General features: G+C 72.0%; 22 protein-coding genes. 14 read left to right on the forward strand and 8 right to left on the reverse strand.

From position 1 onward, the window contains the following. Positions 1-42: 42 nt before the first annotated feature. Complete coding sequence (locus tag ACZ5SK_RS12805; protein WP_361705799.1) at positions 43-627, forward strand: hypothetical protein; 585 nt, start codon at positions 43-45, stop codon at positions 625-627. A gap of 12 nt (positions 628-639) precedes the next feature. Here ACZ5SK_RS12805 and ACZ5SK_RS12810 read toward each other — a convergent pair whose 3' ends face one another. Genes ACZ5SK_RS12810 through ACZ5SK_RS12825 form a run of 4 tightly spaced genes read right to left on the reverse strand, consistent with a single transcriptional unit; the run spans position 640 to position 3,267 of the window. Then, positions 640-1,014: a roadblock/LC7 domain-containing protein gene (locus ACZ5SK_RS12810; RefSeq protein ID WP_079661820.1), complete on the reverse strand. Its 375-nt coding sequence runs from the start codon at positions 1,012-1,014 to the stop codon at positions 640-642. A 21-nt stretch (positions 1,015-1,035) separates the two neighbouring features. Further along, positions 1,036-1,563: a roadblock/LC7 domain-containing protein gene (locus ACZ5SK_RS12815; protein ID WP_334579397.1), complete on the reverse strand. Its 528-nt coding sequence runs from the start codon at positions 1,561-1,563 to the stop codon at positions 1,036-1,038. A 34-nt stretch (positions 1,564-1,597) separates the two neighbouring features. After that, entirely contained in the window at positions 1,598-2,800 is a 1,203-nt protein-coding gene (locus ACZ5SK_RS12820) for a transcriptional regulator (protein ID WP_468575958.1), read from the reverse strand. Then, complete coding sequence (locus ACZ5SK_RS12825; RefSeq protein ID WP_457494467.1) at positions 2,797-3,267, reverse strand: hypothetical protein; 471 nt, start codon at positions 3,265-3,267, stop codon at positions 2,797-2,799. Before ACZ5SK_RS12825 ends, ACZ5SK_RS12820 begins: the two co-directional genes overlap by 4 nt. A 370-nt stretch (positions 3,268-3,637) precedes the next feature. Here ACZ5SK_RS12825 and hutU point away from each other — a divergent pair, with 370 nt between their 5' ends. The 4 genes from hutU to hutI all read left to right on the forward strand — a co-directional run bounded on the left by hutU (position 3,638) and on the right by hutI (position 9,217). Beyond that, positions 3,638-5,302, forward strand: coding sequence for a urocanate hydratase (gene hutU, locus ACZ5SK_RS12830; RefSeq protein WP_468575959.1), 1,665 nt, complete (start codon positions 3,638-3,640; stop codon positions 5,300-5,302). A 101-nt stretch (positions 5,303-5,403) separates the two neighbouring features. After that, complete coding sequence (locus ACZ5SK_RS12835) at positions 5,404-6,612, forward strand: allantoate amidohydrolase (RefSeq protein WP_334581311.1); 1,209 nt, start codon at positions 5,404-5,406, stop codon at positions 6,610-6,612. Next, positions 6,609-7,982 carry a formimidoylglutamate deiminase gene (locus ACZ5SK_RS12840; protein ID WP_334579401.1) on the forward strand — a complete coding sequence of 458 codons (1,374 nt, stop codon included), beginning with the start codon at positions 6,609-6,611 and terminating at the stop codon, positions 7,980-7,982. Before ACZ5SK_RS12835 ends, ACZ5SK_RS12840 begins: the two co-directional genes overlap by 4 nt. A 47-nt stretch (positions 7,983-8,029) precedes the next feature. Further along, a complete protein-coding gene (gene hutI / locus ACZ5SK_RS12845; protein ID WP_361705787.1) occupies positions 8,030-9,217 on the forward strand; it encodes an imidazolonepropionase in 1,188 nt (395 codons plus the stop codon). Here the strand turns inward: hutI and ACZ5SK_RS12850 are convergent. Beyond that, entirely contained in the window at positions 9,157-10,146 is a 990-nt protein-coding gene (locus tag ACZ5SK_RS12850) for a DMT family transporter (RefSeq protein ID WP_361705785.1), read from the reverse strand. The genes hutI and ACZ5SK_RS12850 overlap by 61 nt on opposite strands. Before the next feature lie 169 nt (positions 10,147-10,315). On the opposite strand from ACZ5SK_RS12850, the gene ACZ5SK_RS12855 reads away from it, so the two are divergent. Continuing rightward, the gene (locus tag ACZ5SK_RS12855) at positions 10,316-10,822 is read left to right on the forward strand and encodes a DUF6584 family protein (RefSeq protein ID WP_334579404.1); all 507 of its coding nucleotides are present in this window, start codon (positions 10,316-10,318) and stop codon (positions 10,820-10,822) included. Position 10,823: 1 nt separating this feature from the next. On the opposite strand, the gene ACZ5SK_RS12860 is transcribed toward ACZ5SK_RS12855, so the two are convergent. Both ACZ5SK_RS12860 and ACZ5SK_RS12865 read right to left on the reverse strand, forming a co-directional pair. Continuing rightward, positions 10,824-11,030 (reverse strand): DUF397 domain-containing protein, encoded by a 207-nt coding sequence (locus ACZ5SK_RS12860; RefSeq protein WP_334579405.1) that lies wholly within the window; start codon positions 11,028-11,030, stop codon positions 10,824-10,826. Between the two features lie 9 nt (positions 11,031-11,039). Continuing rightward, on the reverse strand, positions 11,040-11,870 hold the full coding sequence (locus tag ACZ5SK_RS12865) for a helix-turn-helix domain-containing protein (protein WP_334579406.1): 831 nt from the start codon (positions 11,868-11,870) through the stop codon (positions 11,040-11,042). Positions 11,871-12,081: 211 nt separating this feature from the next. Between ACZ5SK_RS12865 and ACZ5SK_RS12870 the strand changes: the two genes are divergently transcribed. Further along, complete coding sequence (locus ACZ5SK_RS12870; RefSeq protein WP_334579407.1) at positions 12,082-12,501, forward strand: ATP-binding protein; 420 nt, start codon at positions 12,082-12,084, stop codon at positions 12,499-12,501. A gap of 35 nt (positions 12,502-12,536) precedes the next feature. After that, the gene (locus ACZ5SK_RS12875; protein WP_361705781.1) at positions 12,537-12,740 is read left to right on the forward strand and encodes a hypothetical protein; all 204 of its coding nucleotides are present in this window, start codon (positions 12,537-12,539) and stop codon (positions 12,738-12,740) included. Positions 12,741-12,851: 111 nt separating this feature from the next. Here ACZ5SK_RS12875 and ACZ5SK_RS12880 read toward each other — a convergent pair whose 3' ends face one another. Further along, a complete protein-coding gene (locus ACZ5SK_RS12880) occupies positions 12,852-13,787 on the reverse strand; it encodes an RNA polymerase sigma factor SigF (protein WP_079661831.1) in 936 nt (311 codons plus the stop codon). Between the two features lie 239 nt (positions 13,788-14,026). Here ACZ5SK_RS12880 and ACZ5SK_RS12885 point away from each other — a divergent pair, with 239 nt between their 5' ends. The 6 genes from ACZ5SK_RS12885 (at position 14,027) to ACZ5SK_RS12910 (ending at position 19,734) form a co-directional block, all read left to right on the forward strand. Beyond that, positions 14,027-14,401, forward strand: coding sequence for an STAS domain-containing protein (locus tag ACZ5SK_RS12885; RefSeq protein WP_334579409.1), 375 nt, complete (start codon positions 14,027-14,029; stop codon positions 14,399-14,401). A gap of 216 nt (positions 14,402-14,617) precedes the next feature. After that, positions 14,618-15,208 (forward strand): ATP-binding protein, encoded by a 591-nt coding sequence (locus tag ACZ5SK_RS12890; RefSeq protein ID WP_361705777.1) that lies wholly within the window; start codon positions 14,618-14,620, stop codon positions 15,206-15,208. 326 nt (positions 15,209-15,534) lie between these two features. Then, positions 15,535-16,239 (forward strand): LPXTG cell wall anchor domain-containing protein, encoded by a 705-nt coding sequence (locus ACZ5SK_RS12895; RefSeq protein ID WP_334579411.1) that lies wholly within the window; start codon positions 15,535-15,537, stop codon positions 16,237-16,239. 30 nt (positions 16,240-16,269) lie between these two features. Then, the gene (locus ACZ5SK_RS12900; RefSeq protein WP_468575963.1) at positions 16,270-17,154 is read left to right on the forward strand and encodes a hypothetical protein; all 885 of its coding nucleotides are present in this window, start codon (positions 16,270-16,272) and stop codon (positions 17,152-17,154) included. 58 nt (positions 17,155-17,212) lie between these two features. Continuing rightward, a complete protein-coding gene (locus ACZ5SK_RS12905; RefSeq protein ID WP_457494465.1) occupies positions 17,213-18,370 on the forward strand; it encodes a hypothetical protein in 1,158 nt (385 codons plus the stop codon). An 83-nt stretch (positions 18,371-18,453) separates the two neighbouring features. After that, positions 18,454-19,734: a hypothetical protein gene (locus tag ACZ5SK_RS12910; protein ID WP_334581312.1), complete on the forward strand. Its 1,281-nt coding sequence runs from the start codon at positions 18,454-18,456 to the stop codon at positions 19,732-19,734. Positions 19,735-19,741: the final 7 nt, after the last annotated feature.

The following is a 19,741-nucleotide window of genomic DNA, read 5'->3' on the forward strand; positions in this document are numbered from 1 at the left end:
TGAAGGGCCACGAGACTGTGCCGGAGTGACGAGGAGACGGACGTGGCACGCGGAGGGCAGGGGCTGGCTCGGGTGGCCGTCGTCGTACGGGCCGGGGCCGCGCCGTTGTGGTGGTGCGGGGTGTTCGCGGCGGGGGTCGGGGTCCTGGTGCCCGGCCTCACGGGACGACGGATCGGGGTGCTGGCCGGGGCCGCGCTGTTCATCGTGGCCGTCGCCGCGGTGGCGTGGCGCGGCCGACGGCGCTACCGGGAACTCGGCCGCGGGGCCGCCCGGGCCGGCAAGCACGACGTGCTCCAGGACCGGGCGGTGACCGTCCGCACCTGGCGGCGCGGCCACCGCTGGTGGCTGCTGCTCGCCTTCGCGGCCGCGCTGGGCAGCTCCTTCGCGGTGCCCGCGGCCGGCGGCATGCTGCTCGCCGGCTGCGGGACCGGGCTGCGGCTGAAGGCCGCCTGGCTCGGCCGGCGCGAGCGGGACGAGGACGCGCTGCTGTGGGTGCGCGTCGACTGGCTGGACCGGCGCGGCGGACGCCCGTCCGGCAAGACCGTCAAGGCGTACCGCAGCACCGGCATCGCGGCCGGCGACGCGGCCCCGGGCGGCGCCCGCCGCCGCACCGCGGCACTGGTGTGACCTTTCGGGACGTCAGACCTCCAGGTCCTCCTCGATCCTCTTGAGCTGGTGGCGGGCCATCGCCAGGTTGGCCCGCTTGGCGTCCAGGACGAGGTAGAGGAAGAGCCCGTTGCCGCCGCGACCGCTGATCAGGCGCAGCAGGTGGTACTGGTCGGACAGGGTGATCAGGATGTCCTCGATCTGGGCCTTGAGCCCGAGGTGCTCCATGGTGCGCATCTTGGCGCGCACCACGTCGGTGTTGCCGGCGGCGGCGACGTTCAGGTCGAAGGTCTTGCTGCCGCCCAGCGTGCCCAGCGCCATGCCGCTGGTGTAGTCGACGAGCGCGACGCCGGTCGCACCCTCGATGGAGGCGAGCGCCTCTTTCAGGCAGGTCTCGGTATTGGCCATGACTGTGCTCCTAGGGTCCTGTCAACTTTCCGTGGTGGTGCGCGCGTTGGCGGTGGCCGTGCCGCGCGCCGATCTGGTCCGTACGGTCGGGGGTTTGGAGGGCGTCCGGACGGGCGCCTTCGCGGGTGTCTTCGCCGGCGGCCCGGCGGGTGCGGCGCGCGCCTCGCGCGCCTTCGCCTCCCGCGCGTCGACGAGCTCCCCGATCCGGGCGCCGGCCCGGCGGCCCTCCAGATGCAGCCGGCCGACGTTGACGCGGTCCTGCGCGAGCAGGGTCAGTACGGCGCTCTCGCCGGCCGCGTAGGTGGCGACGTAGCCGTACATCCCGCGCACGAGCAGCTCGCGGAAGTCGCCCTGGCCGGTCGTGTCCGCCAACCGCACCGCGACGCCGAGGGCGGCGGCGGTCAGCGCGGCCACCACCTCCGGCTCCACGCCGGGCGTGTCGTGGGCGAGGACGAGACCGTCCACGCCGGCCGCGAGTGCGCCGGTCAGCTGCGGCACCCGGGCCCGCAGCCGCCGGAGTTCGTCGAGTATCTCGGGCTCGGACGCCATCAGCTCGCTCCTCTCGGCGCGCGGTCGCTGGCGTTCAAAGGGCCTCCAGCGCATCCCTGAGCCTCTTCAGCAGGGTGATGTCGGGGTCGTTGACGCGGGGCAGGGTGATGCCCGGCGGGGGGTCGGGGGCGGGGGCGTGGGCGGTATGGGGACCGGGGACGGCGTGGGGGGCGGGAGGTATGGGATGGGGACGGGGGTGGGTCTGGGGTTGGGAATGGGGATGGGAAGGGGAGGGAGGGAAGCCGTCGGGATGGGCGGGGGAAAAGCCGTGGGGGAGGTCGTACGGAAGGTCGTGGGGGAGACCGTGGGGAGGGTCGTACGGAAGGTCGTGGGGGAGACCGTGGGGAGGGTCGTACGGAAGGTCGTGGGGGAGACCGTGGGGAGGGTCGTACGGAAGGTCGTGGGGAAGGTCGTGGGGGTGGGCTTGGAGAGGGGCTTGCAGAGGGGTTTGTAGAGGGACTTGGGTGAGGGGGGTCGGCGGTGGGTGGTGGGGGCGTGGGGGTGGGAAGAGGGCGGTGAGCAGGCCCGCCGCCGCCAGGCGCCGGACGTCCACCAGGGTGTGGAAGGCCTGTCGCCCCAGCTCGCGGGCTATGTCCGACGCGGTGCGCACGCCGTCCACCAGGGCCAGCACCCCGCTCTGCCGGGCGGTCGGCGCCGGCGCCGCGACGCTCTCGGCCCGCCGCAGCGGCGCCCCGTCGGTCAGCGGGTCCGGCCACAGCCGGTGCAGCAGCTCACGGCGGCGCAGCGTCTCGCGCTCCACGGCGTCGACCGGGACCGGTCGCAGGGCGCCGAGCCAGTGCCCGGCCCCGTACCGGAACCGGCCCGGGGTGCTGCTGGGGGCGAGCGCGAAGAACGCCGCGTCGAACACCGCCTCCAGATGGCACAGCTCCAGCGCCCCGCGCGGGACCCGGCCGGCGTCGAGCAGCAGACGGGCCGCGCCGTGTTCCTCGTCGGCCCGGTCCACCGCGTCCTGCCAGGCGGCCGGGGCGAGGGTGCCGTGGGCCAGGAGGAGCACGTCGAGGCCGGGGGCGAGGGGGCTCTCGGCGTGCACCACGCGGCCCTCGGCGAGGTAGAGCGAGCCGCGCTCGCGTTCCAGGACGCCGGTCGCCCGCTCGGCCGCGAGCCGGGTCAGCATCGGGGACAGTCCGCCGCCGCGTTCCCGGCCCGCGGACTTCTCCCGCACGGGCAGCCTGGGCGGCGGGGTGGTGCCCTGCGGGGTCGTTCTCACCGCGGTCATCCCAGCACCAGCCGTCCGGCCATCTCGCCCAGCCGGATCCGGGCCAGCGCGAGGTTGCCGTCCGGCCGGCCCAGCCAGACGTGCAGGAACACACTGCTGTCGAAGGACGTCGGCACGAAGCGGAGCACGTGATAGCTGTCCCGGTTGCTGATGATCAGGTCCTCGACCGGTGGATCGGCGATCCCGGCCCCGGCCCCAGCCCCGACCCCAGCTCCGGTCCCGGACTCCGCTCCGGTCCCGGACTCGGTCCCACCGCCGTGGGAGGCATGGCCCTCGGGCGTGAAGGCGCGCTGTTCAGTGGTGAGGCGGGCGACCTCCGCGGCCTCGGCGGCCGCCGCCTCGTGGTCGCCGCCGGGGAACTCCCCGACCGCGCCCAGGGCCAGCCCGCTCGTCCAGTCGACCAGCGCGGCGCCCCGCGCGCCGGGCAGCCGCATGGCTTCCAGTAGACACTCGTCGATTCCGGGCACCGTTGGCTCCCCTCCTGCCGTCGGTTCGGCTGAGTGAGGAAGAAGCTACGCAACGTGTGCGCGAGGGGTGAGTCTTCTGGCATTTTCCAGCGGAACATGCTGCCGGGTTACTAGGGTGGGTCGGCTGACCCCGCATCGGGCCGCGTGCCGGGCTGTGTCGACGCCCATGTCTCCCTTCAACACCGTGCGCCTCGGCGTGCGTCAACGGCGCGCGCGTCCGTCCGGGGTGGTGAGTGCGGCGGTGCGCGCCCCCTCCTCCTCGCCGTTCTCCCCACCGTTCCCCCTATTGACTAGCTCTATTCATCAAGTCAGGATGTGAATAACAACAGCAACAGCCCGCCGGGATCACCCATCCGCAAGGAGGCCGACCATGTCAGGACCCCGCCCCGTACGAGCACCGCGCGGTACGGAACTGAGCGCCCTGGGATGGCAGCAGGAGGCCGCCCTGCGCATGCTGCAGAACAACCTCGACCCCGAGGTCGCCGAACACCCCGACAAGCTCGTCGTCTACGGCGGCACGGGCAAGGCGGCCCGTGACTGGCGCTCCTTCGACGCGATGGTGCGCACGCTGCGGACCCTGAAGCAGGACGAGACCATGCTCGTCCAGTCCGGCCGGCCCGTCGGCGTGATGCAGACCCACGAGTGGGCCCCGCGCGTCCTCATCGCCAACTCCAACCTCGTCGGCGACTGGGCCAACTGGGAGGAGTTCCGCAGGCTGGAACAGCTGGGCCTGACGATGTACGGCCAGATGACCGCCGGGTCGTGGATCTACATCGGCACCCAGGGCATCCTCCAGGGCACCTACGAGACCTTCGCCGCCGTCGCCGCGAAGAAGTTCGATGGCACGCTCGCCGGCGCCATCACCCTGACCGCCGGCCTCGGCGGCATGGGCGGCGCCCAGCCGCTCGCCGTGACGATGAACGACGGCGTCGCGATCTGCATCGACGTCGACCCGCGCGCCATCGAACGCCGCATCGAGCACCGCTACCTCGACGTGCGGGCCGACAGCCTGGAGCACGCCCTCCAGCTCGCCGTCGAGGCCCGCGACGCCCGCCGCCCGCTCTCCATCGGCCTCCTCGGCAACGCGGCGGAACTGCTGCCGCGCATGCTCGCCGAGGGCGCCCCCATCGACATCGTCACCGACCAGACGTCGGCCCACGACCCGCTGTCGTACCTGCCGGTGGGCGTGGACTTCGACGACATGGCGTCGTACGCGGCGAAGGACCCGGCCGGTTTCACGACCCGGGCCCGCGAGTCGATGGCCCGGCACGTCGAGGCGATGGTCGGCTTCATGGACGCCGGATCCGAGGTCTTCGACTACGGCAACTCCATCCGCGGCGAGGCCCAACTCGCCGGATACGAACGCGCGTTCGCCTTCCCCGGCTTCGTCCCCGCCTACATCCGCCCGCTGTTCTGCGAGGGCAAGGGCCCCTTCCGCTGGGCCGCGCTGTCCGGCGAGGCCTCCGACATCCACAAGACGGACAAGGCGATCCTCGACCTCTTCCCCGAGAACGAGTCGCTGCACCGCTGGATCAAGATGGCCGGCGAGCGGGTCCACTTCCAGGGCCTTCCGGCGCGCATCTGCTGGCTCGGCTACGGCGAGCGCGACAAGGCGGGCGAGCGCTTCAACGACATGGTGGCGTCCGGTGAACTCGCCGCGCCCCTCGCCATCGGCCGCGACCACCTCGACTCCGGCTCCGTGGCCTCCCCGTACCGCGAGACCGAGGCCATGCTCGACGGCTCCGACGCGATCGCCGACTGGCCGCTCCTGAACGCCATGGTGAACGTCGCCTCGGGCGCCTCCTGGGTCTCCATCCACCACGGCGGCGGCGTCGGCATGGGCCGCTCCATCCACGCCGGCCAGGTGTCCGTGGCGGACGGCACGAAGCTCGCCGGTGAGAAGCTGCGCCGTGTGCTGACCAACGACCCCGGCATGGGCGTCATCCGGCACGTCGACGCCGGCTACGACATCGCCGAGACGGCCGCCGACGAGCGGGGCGTGCGGGTGCCGATGCGCGAGGGTGACGACGCGTGAGCCATCGCAACGGGGGGCACGGCGGGCACGGCGACTCTCCGGCGGGGGCCGAGCTCTCGTCGCCGAGCGCGGGTCCGGCGGGTGGCGGCTCCTTCCATGAGATGTGGCGTGAGCTGCTTCCCATCGGGCGGCATCCCGACTCGCAGGGCTACCGGCGGTTCGCCTGGACGGCCGCCGACGCCGAGTGCCGGGCCTGGTTCAAGGAGCAGGCCGAGGGGCGGGGGCTGGCGTACGAGGTCGACCGGAACGGGAACCAGTGGGCCTGGCTCGGGGATCCGCGCGCCGGGGATGCCGTCGTCACCGGGTCGCATCTCGACTCCGTGCCGGACGGCGGCGCCTTCGACGGGCCCCTCGGCGTCGTGTCCTCCTTCGCCGCGCTCGACGAACTGCGCGCGCGGGGCGTCACGTTCACCAAGCCCCTCGCCCTGGTCAACTTCGGCGACGAGGAGGGCGCCAGATTCGGGCTCGCCTGCGTCGGCTCCCGGCTGGCCGCCGGGCAGCTCACCGTCGAGCAGGCGCACCGGCTCACCGACGGCGACGGGGTCACCCTCCCGCGGGCCATGGAGGCCGCCGGGTACGATCCCGACGCCATCGGTGCGGACCCGGAGCGGCTCGCCCGCATCGGCGCGTTCGTCGAGCTGCACGTCGAGCAGGGCCGCGCCCTCGACCTGAGCGGGGACCAGGTGGGCATCGCCGGCGCCATCTGGCCGCACGGGCGCTGGCGGTTCGACTTCCGGGGCGAGGCCAACCACGCCGGCACCACCCGCCTCGTGGACCGCCGCGACCCGATGCTGTCGTACGCGGAGACGGTCCTCGCCGCCCGCCGCGAGGCCCGGCTCGCGGGCGCCGTCGCCACCTTCGGCAAGATCTCCGTCGAGCCGAACGGAGTCAACGCCATCCCCTCCCTGGTGCGCGGCTGGCTCGACTCCCGCGCCGCCGACCAGGCCACCCTCGACACGGTGGTCACGGGCATCGAGCAGGCCGCCCGTGAGTACGCCGTCGCCCAGGGCGTCGATCTCGACGTCGTCCGTGAGTCGTTCACGCCCGTCGTCGAGTTCGACCATGCCCTGCGTGACGAACTCGCCCGCATCCTCGGCAAGGACAAGGACACCGACCTCACGGTCCCCGTCCTCGGCACCGGCGCCGGACACGACGCCGGGATCCTCTCCGGGACCGTGCCGGCCGCCATGCTGTTCGTGCGCAACCCCACGGGCGTCTCGCACTCCCCGGCCGAGTTCGCCGCCGAGGACGACTGCGTGGCCGGGGTGCACGCCCTCGCCGACGTACTGGAAGGACTGGCCTGCCGGTGACCCCCACGCATCGGACACGGACGTACTGGCTGGAGCACGCCTGGCTCGACACGAACGTCGAGCCGGGCGTCGCCCTCACGGTGTCGACGAGCGGCTCCGGCGCGGGGACGGGCGGCCGCATCACCGACGTCCGCACGGGCGTCGACTCCCCGCCGCCCGGCGCCGAGATCCTGCGCGGGCTGACCCTTCCGGGCCTGGCGAACGCCCACAGCCACGCCTTCCACCGTGCCCTGCGCGGCACCGTCCAGGTCGGCTCCGGCACCTTCTGGACCTGGCGCGAGGTCATGTACTCGGTCGCCGACCGGCTGACCCCGGAGACCTACCACCAGCTGGCCCGCGCCGTGTACGCCGAGATGGCGCTGGCCGGCATCACCGCCGTCGGCGAGTTCCACTATCTGCACCACGCCCCCGGCGGTACCCCGTACGCCGACCCCAACGCCATGGGCGAGGCCCTGATCGAGGCCGCCGCCGAAGCCGGCATCCGCATCACCCTCCTCGACACCGCCTACCTTTCCTCCGGCTTCGGACAGCCGCCCAGCGCCCACCAGCTCCGCTTCTCCGACGGCGACGCGGACGCCTGGGCCGAACGCTGTTCACTTCTCAAGGAACGGGATCACGCGAGGATCGGGGCGGCCGTCCACTCCGTACGGGCCGTGCCCGCCGACCAGTTGGAGACCGTCGCCCGGTGGGCCGAGGAGCGGCAGGCCCCCCTGCATGTGCACCTGTCCGAGCAGACCGCCGAGAACGAGGCGTGCCTCGAGGTCCACGGCTGCACCCCGACGCAGCTCCTCGCCCTGCACGGAGTCCTGGGGCCGCGCACGACCGGCGTCCACAACACCCACCTCACCGCCGAGGACATCTCCCTCATCGGCGGCAGCGGGACCGGCACCTGTATGTGCCCGACGACCGAGCGGGACCTCGCGGACGGCATCGGGCCGGCCGTCGCCCTCCAGAACGAGGGCTCCCCGCTCTCCCTCGGCTCCGACAGCCACGCCGTCATCGACCTGCTCGAAGAGGCCCGCGCGATGGAGCTGAACGAGCGGCTGCGCACCCGCACCCGCGGTCACTGGACGGCGGCCGCCCTGCTGCGCGCCGCCTCCGCCGACGGCCACGCCGCCCTCGGCAACCCGGACGCGGGCACCCTGGAGGCCGGTTCGGCCGCCGACTTCACGACGATCGCCCTCGACTCGGTCAGGACGGCCGGCCCGGTGCCCAGGCTCGGCGCCGAGACGGCCGTATTCGCGGCGACCGCGGCGGACGTACGGCATACGGTCGTCGCCGGACGTCACGTCGTACGCGACGGGGCGCACACGCTCGTACCGGACGTGCCGCAGGCCCTCGCGCGGGCCGTGGCAGCCCTGCGCGCGTAGCGACCACAGGACCCCGCCCCCACGAGGACACGACCGAGGACACGACGATGAGCAGCAGCACCGGCACGACCACCGTCATCACCAACATCGCCACGCTGGTCACCAACGACCCCTCCCTCGGAGACGGCTCCCCTCTCGGACTGATCCAGGACGCGGCCGTCGTCATCGACGGCGACCGCGTCGCGTGGACCGGTGAATCAAGCAAAGCACCCGCCACTGACAATCGGGTCGACGCGGGCCGCCGGGCGGTGCTCCCGGGCTTCGTCGACTCCCACTCCCACCTGGTCTTCGCGGGCGACCGCACGCAGGAGTTCAACGCCCGCATGTCGGGCCGCGGTTACACGGCGGGCGGCATCCGTACGACGGTCGCGGCGACGCGAGCGGCGAGCGACGAGGAACTCGAAGCGAACGTCGTCCGTTTCCTCGCCGAGGCCCTCCGCCAGGGCACCACCACCTTCGAGACCAAGTCCGGCTACGGCCTCACCGTCGCCGACGAGGCCCGCGCTCTGCGCCTCGCGGCGAAGCACACCGACGAGGTGACGTACCTCGGCGCGCACATCGTCTCCCCCGACTACGCCGACGACCCGGCCGCGTACGTAGCCCTCGTCACCGGCGAGATGCTCGACGCCTGCGCCCCGCACGCCCGCTGGATCGACGTGTTCTGCGAGAAGGGCGCGTTCGACGGCGACCAGGCCCGCGCGATCCTCACCGCCGGCAAGGCCAGGGGCCTGCACCCCCGCATCCACGCCAACCAGCTCTCCTACGGCCCCGGCGTGCGGTTGGCGGTCGAGCTGGACGCGGCCAGCGCCGACCACTGCACCCACCTCACCGACGCCGACGTGGACGCGCTGGCGAACGGGAACACGGTCGCCACGCTCCTGCCCGGCGCGGAGTTCTCCACGCGCGCGGAGTGGCCGGACGCCCGCCGGCTGCTGGACGCGGGCGTCACCGTCGCCCTCTCCACGGACTGCAACCCGGGCTCGTCCTTCACGTCATCCGTGCCGTTCTGCATCGCGCTCGCCGTCCGGGACATGCGGATGACGCCGGACGAGGCGGTGTGGTCGGCGACGGCGGGCGGCGCGGCGGCCCTGCGTCGCACGGACGTGGGCCGCGTGACCCCGGGCGCGTACGCCGACCTGACCCTGCTGGACGCCCCGAGCCACGTCCACCTGGCCTACCGGCCGGGCGTGCCGCTGGTGTCGGGGGTGTGGCGGCGCGGCCGACGAGTCGTCTGAGCAGGCACCGCCCCCGATCCCCGCCCCCGGTCCGCGACCGTCCGCCCCCACCCGGTGCCGACGAGCACGAGCACCGCGCCCACGTAGCCGAGCCGGCCCGGCCGGTCCCCGGCGAGCGCGATGCCGACAGCCGCCGCCCACACCGGTTCGGTGCCCAACAGCAGACTGACCCGGGACGGTGACGTACGGCGGACCGCCCACATCTGCACGAAGAACGCGAACAGCGTGCAGAACGCGGAGAGGTAGACCAGACCGAGCCAGTCCCCGCGGTCGAAGTCCGCGGCGGCGGCCCACGGCGACGCGCCCGTCCCCGGCACCGCCACCAGCACCGCGAACACGGCCACCGCGCCGCCCAGTTGGACGGTCGTCAGCGACAACGCGTCGGCCCCGCGCACCGATTCCATGCGGGCCATGGCCAGCACGTGCACGGTCCGCGCGACGGCGGCGGCCAGCATCAGCAGATCGCCGCCGGAGGGCGCGGTGAACCCGGCCCCCTGCGTCAGCAGCGCCACGCCGAGCACCGACAGCCCCGCCGCCGCGAGGAAGGCCCCCGGCAGCCGCACCCTCCGCACCCGGCTCTCCGCGAGCGGCGTGAACACCATGGTCAGACTGATGATCAGCCCGGCGTTGGTGGCAGAGGTGTGCACAACCCCGTACGTCTCCAGCAGGAAGATCCCGGCGAGGATCACCCCCAACCCCCCGGCCCCCCGCACCTGCGTGCCGCTCAACGCCCGCAGCCGCCGCCACCCCGCGACCACCAGCACCGGCAACACCACAGCGAACCGCAGCACGAGGACGGCCAGCACGGTGCCAGAGGTCGTGACCCCCTTCGCCGCGAGATAACTGGACCCCCACACGACGGCGACCAACAGAACGGGAACATCGGCGAGCCGGGACGGGACGGCGGTCGCAGCGGGGGAGTGGGCCACAGGGCTCCTCACGGACGGACGACGTGACAGGCCCAGCGGCTCTGCTGGTCAGAGGGCAGGGACAGCGTAGTCAGCGGGAGGAATCCGGCCAACGGGTTTCCACCATGAGGACGGTGAGCAGCGACCAAACCGGTCGACGGCGGTCGTCGCGTTACCCGATCATGCGCATATGCCGCTGAGAGACACCCTTGCCCGAGTCGACGGGGACCTGGCCGCCGGCCGGGTCCCCGTCGCGCGCCAGCGCCTACGTGGGCTGGTGTCGTCCTTCCCGGACGACCTGACGCTTCGCCGCCGACTGGCGGACGTGTACCGACTGTACGGAGAGCCCGCGGAAGCGGGTCGCTGGATGTACCTCGAAGAGGACCGCGACGCAGCCGAGACCTCCGCCTTCGAGGCGAGGTACGACACAGCTCCGAAGCGCATGCAGGCACTTGCCTGGCGGGGCCCCGAGTCGCTTGCCGATTCGGCCTTTGCCAGGGAGCAACTGGCAGCAGTACGAGAGGCCTGCTCCGAGGCCATGGGACGCCCTGTCGACTGGGACACGATGCCGTCCGGTGGAAAGCCAGACAGCAGCGGAAGTGCGCTCGTCGACTTCCTGACAGGGGCTGGATGCCTGGTGGCAGTCCTCGCGTTCCTCGCGATCTGGGTGAACGGCCTCGTCGCCCTCTTCGACTGACTCAGCCGAGGGGGCGGCCGGGCAGTGAACGGGTGTGTATGGCATGCAGGAGGTGGGTGAGGGGAGTGTGGGTGGTGGTGAGGACGGTGGTGGGGTCGTCGGATTCGCGGAGGTGGAGGGTGGTGGGGGTGGAGGCGAGTTCGACGCAGTCATTGCCATCGCCCTCGCCGGAGTATGACGACTTCCGCCAGTTGTCGGGGGAGGTCATGGGGATGCCTCACAGCTCCTTCGTCAGTTGGTGGATGAAGTCACGCGACCGTTCGGGATCGAGTGCCACACCCTCCACTTTATGGAAGCGTGTTCGATAGGCATTGAGCTGAGCCTCGGAATCGATGAAGACCGAGCCGTGGGGCGCGTCACGGACCACAGTGTCCAGCTTGGGCACGGGGCCGTCCACATACGTCATGGTGCTTGAGGCCCTGGAGAAACCGTCCAGGTCGAAGGGAACGACGCGCAGGGTGATGTGCTCCGCCTCCGAAAGCTCAGTCAGCCGGGCGAGTTGAGCCTGTGAGGCTGTGCGGTCGCTGACCCTGATGCGTAGCGCCGCCTCATGGATCACCACTGTGTACGGGAAGGTGAATACTTGGCGGGCCATTCGGTGCTGGACGCGCAACTCAAGTTCTTCAGTGGTGAGTTCGGGAACTCTGGACGAGAAGACTGCGCGAGCGTAGTTCTCCGTTTGCAATAGGCCGGGAACGAACAAGACGGCCACCTCGCGTCGGAACGTGGCGTGGTGATCCAGTTCCGACAGGTCCAGGAACGAGGTCGGCAGCGAGCCCCGGTACTCCTCCCACCACCCCTGTGTGCGATCGGTCGCCATGCTGACCAGGGCGTCGATGAACTCCTCATTCGTGCAGGCGTAGTGGGATGCGAGGCGGCGAAGTCGCTTCTCGCTCACGCCCGCGAGCCCTGACTCGATGTGGGTGATCTGGGCGGGGCTCACGCCGAGCAGTGCCGCTGCCTGGCGGGCAGTGAGGCCTGCCGCCTCACGAAGTCTGCGCAGTTCAGTCGCCAGCCGCAGTTGACGTGCCGTTGGTTCGCGCCTCAAAGCTCTCGACCGCTCCTAGGTTCAACGCGCCCGCGGACGCGACTCGTTCGGCGTCAGATTACGCGATCCGCTTGCCGCGTCTCTATATTTAGATCTACCGTCAGTGACGCAACCTTCACGCTGCGGAAGCGCACCGTTCCGTCCTGCCATGACGGCTGCGGCAATGCCACCGCGCCCTCATCCACCCAACCCCCCCACCCGGAGCTGCCCCATGCCCGAAAGTGCCCCCACCTCCGACTCCTGGGAGTACTCCCTCTACATCCCCACCGACCCACGGGCCGTCACCGTCTGTCGCCGCACCCTTCGCCTGATCCTCACCCTGCACGGACTCGGCCACCTCGTCGACACGGCGGAGTTGCTCGCCTCGGAGTTGATGTCCAACGTCGTCCTGCACACCAAAGGCCCCGCCTGTCTACGCGTCCGTTTCCGGGGCGACGTCCTCCAGATCGGAGCCTGGGACGCGGACCCCGAACCCCCTGAGCCGCCAAGCCGGTTGGAGGAGCTCGGCGAGGCCGAGAGCGGCCGGGGCATGGCCTTGGTGCGGGCCTGTTCCGACCTCTGGCACTGGCAGCCGCTGTCCCGCATGGGGCATCGAGGCAAGTTGGTCTGGTGCGAACTGAACGCGGCGTAGCTCGTTGATCACGTAAGACAGAAAGGAGAGCCGAGGTGCGCGAGCAAGGTCGGGAAGAGGGTCGAGCGCAGGAGAGGGCGGAGACTGTTCTGCGTAACCTCAGGTGGCGGCAGGTCGACATCCCCGACTCCGTCCGCGAGCGCGTTCTCCCCTGCGCCGACATGGACGAGCTGGGTGTCTGGCTCGACCGCTCCTACCAGGTCACCGACGCCTGGGATTTGTTCGACGAAGGGTTCTGACACCGGTGCCGGGGTCGCGGGGGCCGGAGCCCCGGGGGCCGGAGCCCCCGGGAAGGCCTCGTTCCTTCAGCCGAGCCGCGGTCAGAGCCTTGCTCCTCCACCGTCAGACCGTCATTCCTCCAGGGTCAGGCCCTTGCGCAGGCGCACCAGGGTGCGGGACAGCAGGCGGGACACGTGCATCTGGGAGATGCCGAGCTCCTCGCCGATCTCCGACTGGGTCAGGCCGGCGACGAAGCGGAGCGAGAGGATCTGCCGGTCGCGGGGCGGGAGTTCGGCGATCAGCGGCTTCAACGACTCGACGTACTCGATGCCTTCGAGTCCGTGGTCCTCGTAGCCGATGCGGTCGGCGAGCGCGCCTTCCGCGTCGTCCTCCTCCGGCTGCGCGTCGAGCGACGAGGCGGTGTACGCGTTCGACGCCGCCATGCCCTCGACGACCTCCTCCCGTGAGAGGTCGAGGCGCTCGGCCAACTCCGCGACGGTGGGCGCGCGGTCGAGCTTCTGGGCCAGTTCGTCGCCCGCCTTGGCCAGGTCGAGCCGGAGCTCCTGGAGCCGGCGCGGGACGCGCACCGACCACGAGGTGTCGCGGAAGAAGCGCTTGATCTCGCCGATGATGGTTGGCATCGCGAAGGTCGGGAACTCGACGCCGCGCGAGAGCTCGAAGCGGTCGATCGCCTTGATCAGGCCGATGGTGCCGACCTGGATGATGTCCTCCATCGGCTCACTGCGGGAGCGGAACCGGGAGGCGGCGAACTTGACCAGCGCGAGGTTCAGTTCGACGAGGGTGTTGCGTACGTACGAGTATTCGTGCGTGCCCTCCTCGAGGGACTCGAGCCGCGCGAACAGGGTCTTTGACAGGGCCCGTGCGTCGACGGGGCCGACCTCGTCGTACGGGGGGATCTCCGGAAGTCCGGCGAGGGCGTCGGTGGGGTCGACGTCCAGCGCCGTGTTCTGGGCGATGGGTTCCAGATGTTCCTGATCCGGAGGGGGTGTCGACGTCGCTCCGCGGGTATGCGGTGCGTCGAGCCGGGGTGACATGATGTCCTCCATCGTTCTCGGCGTATGGCTGCCGAAGCCAGTGAGCGCACTACGGTGTGCGGCGCCTCCAAAGCCGGCCGTGTCGGTTACGTGTTCCTACTAGCCCTACCCGCTTTACTCGGCCAACCGCAAGTGGCTTTTGTGTGGTTATGTCCGTTTGTGGGTGATTGTTCGGGTGTTGAGGTGCGGGTCGAAGGCGTAGGGTTCGAGGGCGTCAGCAAGCAGTTCACGACCCCAGGAGAAGAGACGGCATGGACCGCGGGACGGTCGGCAGCGCACAGTCTGGCCGGCTTCTGGTCGAGGTGCGGGAAGAGGGCTCCAGTGCCGTCGTGACCCCGGCGGGTGAGTTGGATCACCACACCGCCGATCTGTTGCGTGAGCCACTCGAAGACTGCCTCGCCCGGGGGCACAACCGGCTGGTGGTGGACTGCGCCCGCCTGGAGTTCTGTGACTCCACCGGACTGAACGTGCTGCTCGGAGCACGTCTGAAGGCGGAGGCGGCCGGTGGCGGGGTCCATCTCGCGGGGATGCTGCCCATGGTGGCGCGGGTCTTCGAGATCACCGGCGCGGACGCGGTGTTCACCGTGCACGCCACGGTCGAGGCGGCGCTGGCCGACGACGGCTGAACTTCGCCGCCCGCTCGGGAAGGGGTGCGAACGGGTGGGAACGGGTGGGTGTTCCGCCGGTCCCCCCGGGCAGGAGACATCCTGGACCTGAACATGTCGGCGGCAAGGTCGACGCGAACGCTGTCGGTCCACGTACTACCCACGTACAGACTCTGTAGAGATCTGACTCTTGAATTGTGAACCGGTTAATCGGGGAATCGGTGAGGTGAAGCGCTGATGAGCACCACCCGGCCTTACTCGCCGGGCGACCGCGGGCCGGAGCCCAGCGGCGCTTCCGGGTCGTCCGAAAGGGGCGCGGCGGCAGAGGCGTCGGCGTCGCCCAGAGCGTCCGGGGCCTCCGGTGCCTCCGGTGCGTCGGGGTCGTCCGGTGCGTCGGGGTCGTCCGGCGCGTCGGGCAGCCGTCAGGTGCGCCGGCTGAGCTTCGACGACGCCAGCGGGGTCGTCCCGCTCGCCCGCGACTTCGCCCGCCAGGCGCTGTACGCGTGGGGCTGGCTGCCGGCCGCCACCGCCGACCGGCGGGCTGCCGCGGAGGACGTGCTGCTCGTCGTCTCCGAACTGGTCACCAACGCGTGTCTGCATGCCGAGGGACCGGACCGGATGGTCCTCGGCTGCGACAACAAGGTGATCCGCGTCGAGGTCTCCGACCGCGGCACGGGCCAGCCCGCCCCGCGCACCCCGCACCGCGCGGGCCGCCCCGGCGGACACGGCATGTTCATCGTCCAGCGCCTCTGCCTGGACTGGGGCGTCGTACGGGCGCCGGGCATCGCGGGCAAGACGGTCTGGGCGGAACTGGGCGCCCCGGCCTGACCGCACGCCCGGTGCGCTGTCGCCCGGTCGGCGGCGGGACGTCGCGGTACGGGCACACCCTCAACGCCTCGGAGCCGGCCACCGGTCGGCCGCTTCCGGCTCTCCTGAAACAGTGTCAGCACCCCGACGGGACGGTCGTCGTCCCCGAAGCGCTGCGTCGCCGGGGAGTTCCGGACGTTCTCGGAACCCCCTGAACCCGTGCGCCGGATCCCCACAACTCCGGCGCGCACCTTCTCTTCCCTCCTCATCGCCCCGGGCGTACCTTGACGGCTCAATCTGATGCCTCGTCAGTAAGGGCGGGGCGGTGGGAGTGAGGGGACGGGACCGTGTCGAACCGGAAGCGAACCGCCGCGCTCGCGACGGCAGCGGCCCTGGCCGGCTCGGCGGTGTGGATGGCCGCCCCGGTGGCCGTGGCCGAGGTCGTGAACGTCAACTACGGCTGCAAGACGCCCATCGGCGACAAGAGCGCCGTCTCACCGATCGACATCAAGGGCGTCAAGAGCGGCGACGGCTACAAGATCACCATGTCCTGGCAGAAGGGCGTGTCCTCCAGCCCCGTCGAACTCGGCGCGGGCTCGATGAAGCCGAGCGCCACGATCAAGCTGGGCGGCGCCGACAGCGGCACCCTGAACGTCACCGGCCCCGCCAACGAGGCCGCGATCCCCGAGAACACCCCCATCAAGATCAGCGACCTGAGCGGCACGTACACCCCGAAGGAGACCGGCAAGGTCACCTTCACGCCCGGCGTGCTCACCATCAGGGCGCTCGGCACGATCACCACCTGCACGCCCCGCAACAGCCCAGGGCCGTCCCTCACCCTCGACGTGACGGCGGCGGGCGGCGGCGCCAAGAGCGACGGCGGATCCGGCGACTCCGGTGCCTCCGGCGGCTCTGGCGACGACCTTCCGCAGACCGGACCCGAGGACTCCGCGATCGCCCTCGGCACCCTCGGCGGCACGGTGCTGCTTGCGGGCGCCGCGGGCGCCCTGTGGCTGACCCGGCGAGGCCAGACGGCACGCGTCCGCCGCTGACCGCCCCTCGTACGAGTGCTGGAGCCGTTGATGCCGTACGCGCCCGCCCGAGCCCTGCTCCTGACCCTCCCGCTGCTGATCGCCGCCACGCCGGCCGTGACGCCGGCCGTGACGCCGGCCGGCACACCGGCCGCCACGCCCCGCGGCTGGTCGGTCGCGCCCTCCGGCGGCGGACGGCCGTCCTTCTACGCGGAGGGCGCGCCCGGGACGGTGCTCCAGGACACGGTCTCCGTGACCAACCGGGGCGCCGAGCCGCTCACCGTACGGCTGCACGCCACCGGTGCCGGGACCCATGCCGGGGCTGGTGCAGGGACCAATGCCGGGGCTGGTCTTGGGGTCGTCTTCGCCGACGCCGCCCCCACCGTCCCCGCCCGCACCCGCGCCGAGGTGCCCTTCACGGTGACGGTCCCGGTGGACGCGGAGCCCGGCGACCGCGTCGGCGAGATCGTCGTACGGGACGCGGCCGGCCGCGAGGCCACCGTGCGGCTGCTGATCCGGGTCGGCGGACCCGAGCTGGCCGCGCTGACCGTCGAGCACGTGGCCGTGCGCGGCGACCGCATCACGTACGAGCTGGTCAACCGGGGTACCACGGCCCTCGTGCCACGGCTCGCCGTCCACGCGGACGGTGTCCTCGGCGCCGTCCTGGACCGTCCCCCGCGCACCCTGCCCGTCCAGCTGGCGCCGGGTCGCCGTCTCGCTCTCGACGAGCCGTGGCCCGACCGCCCGGCCCTGGACGCCGTCACCGTCCGTCTGACGGTCACCGCGCCCGGCGCGGGGCAGGCCACCGGGCGGGCGTCGGCGCGGTTCGTGCCCCCGGGGACGGCAGCCGGCGCGCTGTCGGTCGCGGCGGCCGGTGCGACCGGTGCGGCCGTCGTGGTCGTACGACGACGCAAGCCGATCCGGAGGGAGCGCTGACGTGAGAGATGGGGGAGATGGGGGAGACGTGAGAGGCGAGCCGCGGAGGACGGCGCCGGTGTCGGCCCTGCTTCTGTTCCTGCTCCCGCTGTTGCTCCTCTTCCTGGGCCCGCTGTCCCTGGCCGGCACCGCCGCGGCGGCCGGCGGGCCGACCGTCACCCTCTCCAAGTCCCAGGCGGGGACCGGCGGTTCGATCACCGTCAGCGGCAGCGGCTGGCGTGCGCGCACGCTGCTGATGCTGCTGGTCTGCGGGCAGGCGACACCCGCCCGGGGCGTGGTCGGCGGCACCAACTCCTGCGCCAACGCCGACGGCCGTGCCGCCACCACCGACGCCGACGGCCGCTTCAGCCGGGCCCTGCCGGTGGCCGAGCCGCCGGCGCCCTGCCCCTGTGTGGTGCACGTGGCCACCGCGACCGGTGTGAAGGCGCAGGCGGACGCCGTGTTCCAGGTGGCCGGCCACCCGGTCCGGCCGCTGCCCGCGGCGACCTCCGGCGGACGCCTGTCCGTGCTCACCGACACCCGGCTCGACGGCTCCGGCGGTCTGCTGACCTGGTTCGGGGCGCCGCCCGCCCGCACGCTGGTCTTCACCGTCGGCAACGTCGGCACCGCACCCGTCGAGAACCCGGTGTTCCAGGTCGGCACCGCCCACGGGGTGTTCGCGCCGCAGTGGGACGAGCGGCAGTGGCGCGGCACGATCGACCCCGGTGGGAAGGCCCGTGTCGAACTGCCCGTCGAACTCGCCGCCGGCGCCCACGGCGACTACACGGTCTCCCTGAAGTACGGCGGCAAGGTCCTCGCCGAGCAGCCGTGGGGCGTGGGCAGGCCCTGGGGCGTGACCCTGTTCTGGATCCTGCTCTGCGTGGTGGTGCCGGCGGCGCTGTTCCGCATCGGGATGGCGGTGGTGGACCGGGTGCGACCGCGGCACGCGGTCCGCCGCCCGGCCCGCGCCGGACGGCCGCCGCGCACCCCGTGGCGCCGGACCGGGACGAAGGTCCCCGCCCCGGCCTCCTCGGCCTCGGGGTCCGTGCCGCCCTCCTCGACCGTGACCCTGCCGTGGTTCACCCCGGACACCGGTCCGGACCCGGCGGGCCGGCTCTCCGCACCGCACGAAGACCGACGACGCACGAGTCCTACGACTCCCACGAGTCCCACGACTCCGACGGGTCCCACGACTCCCACGACTCCCACGACTCCCGGAGGGAAGGCAACGAGTTGAGCGAGAGAGCCGTACCACCACCAGAGCATGCGCCTGATCACGTGCCCGTGCGCAAGCGGGCGGCGGCGGCCGGTGTCGCCGTCATGCTCACCGGGGCGGCCGTCCTGCTGGGCGTGACCGCCGGGCAGGCGCAGGCCGCCGAGGTGTCCTACGCCACCAAGTGCGTGCCGCCCTCGGGCATCGGCCTGCCCGACGTCAACGGCACCACCAAGGTCGACATCACCGCGCCGGCCACGGCGAAGGTCGGCGACACCGTCGACATCGTGTGGAAGTTCACGCAGGCCGCGTCGAAGAACCCCGACATCATCGACCTGCCCGCGAACTCGGTCCAGCCGTCCGGCACCCTCAAGGCGGCCGGCGCGCAGACCGCGGACATCGCGATGCAGGGGCCCCGTGAGAACCCGGCGATCCCCAAGGGCGGCGCGATGACGCTGTCCGACATGAAGGGCACGCTGAAACTGACGGCGGCGGGGCAGGTGACGCTGACGCCGGACGCGTACGTCGTCAACGCGCTGGGGACGAACACCGACTGCGCGCCGACGGAGGCGGTCCAGCCGGCGGCGACCATCACGGTGACGGCGGGGCAGGGGAGTTCGGGCTCGCCCTCGTCGAGCACCTCCCCGTCGCAGAGCCAGAGCCAGAGCCCGTCCCAGAGCCAGAGTCCGAGCGGGTCGCCGTCGTCGAGCGCGTCCACCTCGCCCAGTACCTCCCCGTCGTCGTCCCCGACCGGCGGTGACGACGGCCGGACCGACTTCACCGGCAAGGTCGTCGACATCCCCTACACCTGCGCCTCGCCCATCGGGACGAAGAAGGCGACCTCGCCGATCCAGATCAACGCCAAGAAGAACAACGGGAGTTACGACCTCACCGTGCAGTTCAAGAAGTCGGTGATGGACAGCCCGATCGACATCCCGGCCGGCAAGGTGAAGCCGACCATGCAGATCGTGCTCGGCGGCGCCGACTCGGGCTCGGTGAAGGTGCAGGGGCCGCTGAACTCGGCGCCGATCCCGCAGAACTCCCCGATCCAGATCCCGGACCTCAAGGGCACCTACAAGCCCGGCGCGACCGGTGAGTCCACGCTCTCCCCGGGCGTCCTGGTGATCGAGGCCATGGGCACCACCACCACGTGCACCCCGGACAGCACGGCCGTCTCCCTGACCCTGAACACCGCGCAACAGGCGAGCGGCGCGTCCGGCGGCAGCGGCTCGTCCTCGGGCGGCAGCACGTCGACCGGCGGCGGCCTCGCGGAAACGGGCTCCGGCGACCACGGCGCCCTGAAGGCGCTGGGCCTGGTGGCGGGCACGGCGATCCTGCTGGGCGGCGCGGTCTTCACGTTCATGCCGGGACGGCGCCGTCTGCGCTGAGCGCCCG

Source organism: Streptomyces sp. NPDC031474, from assembly GCF_055581185.1.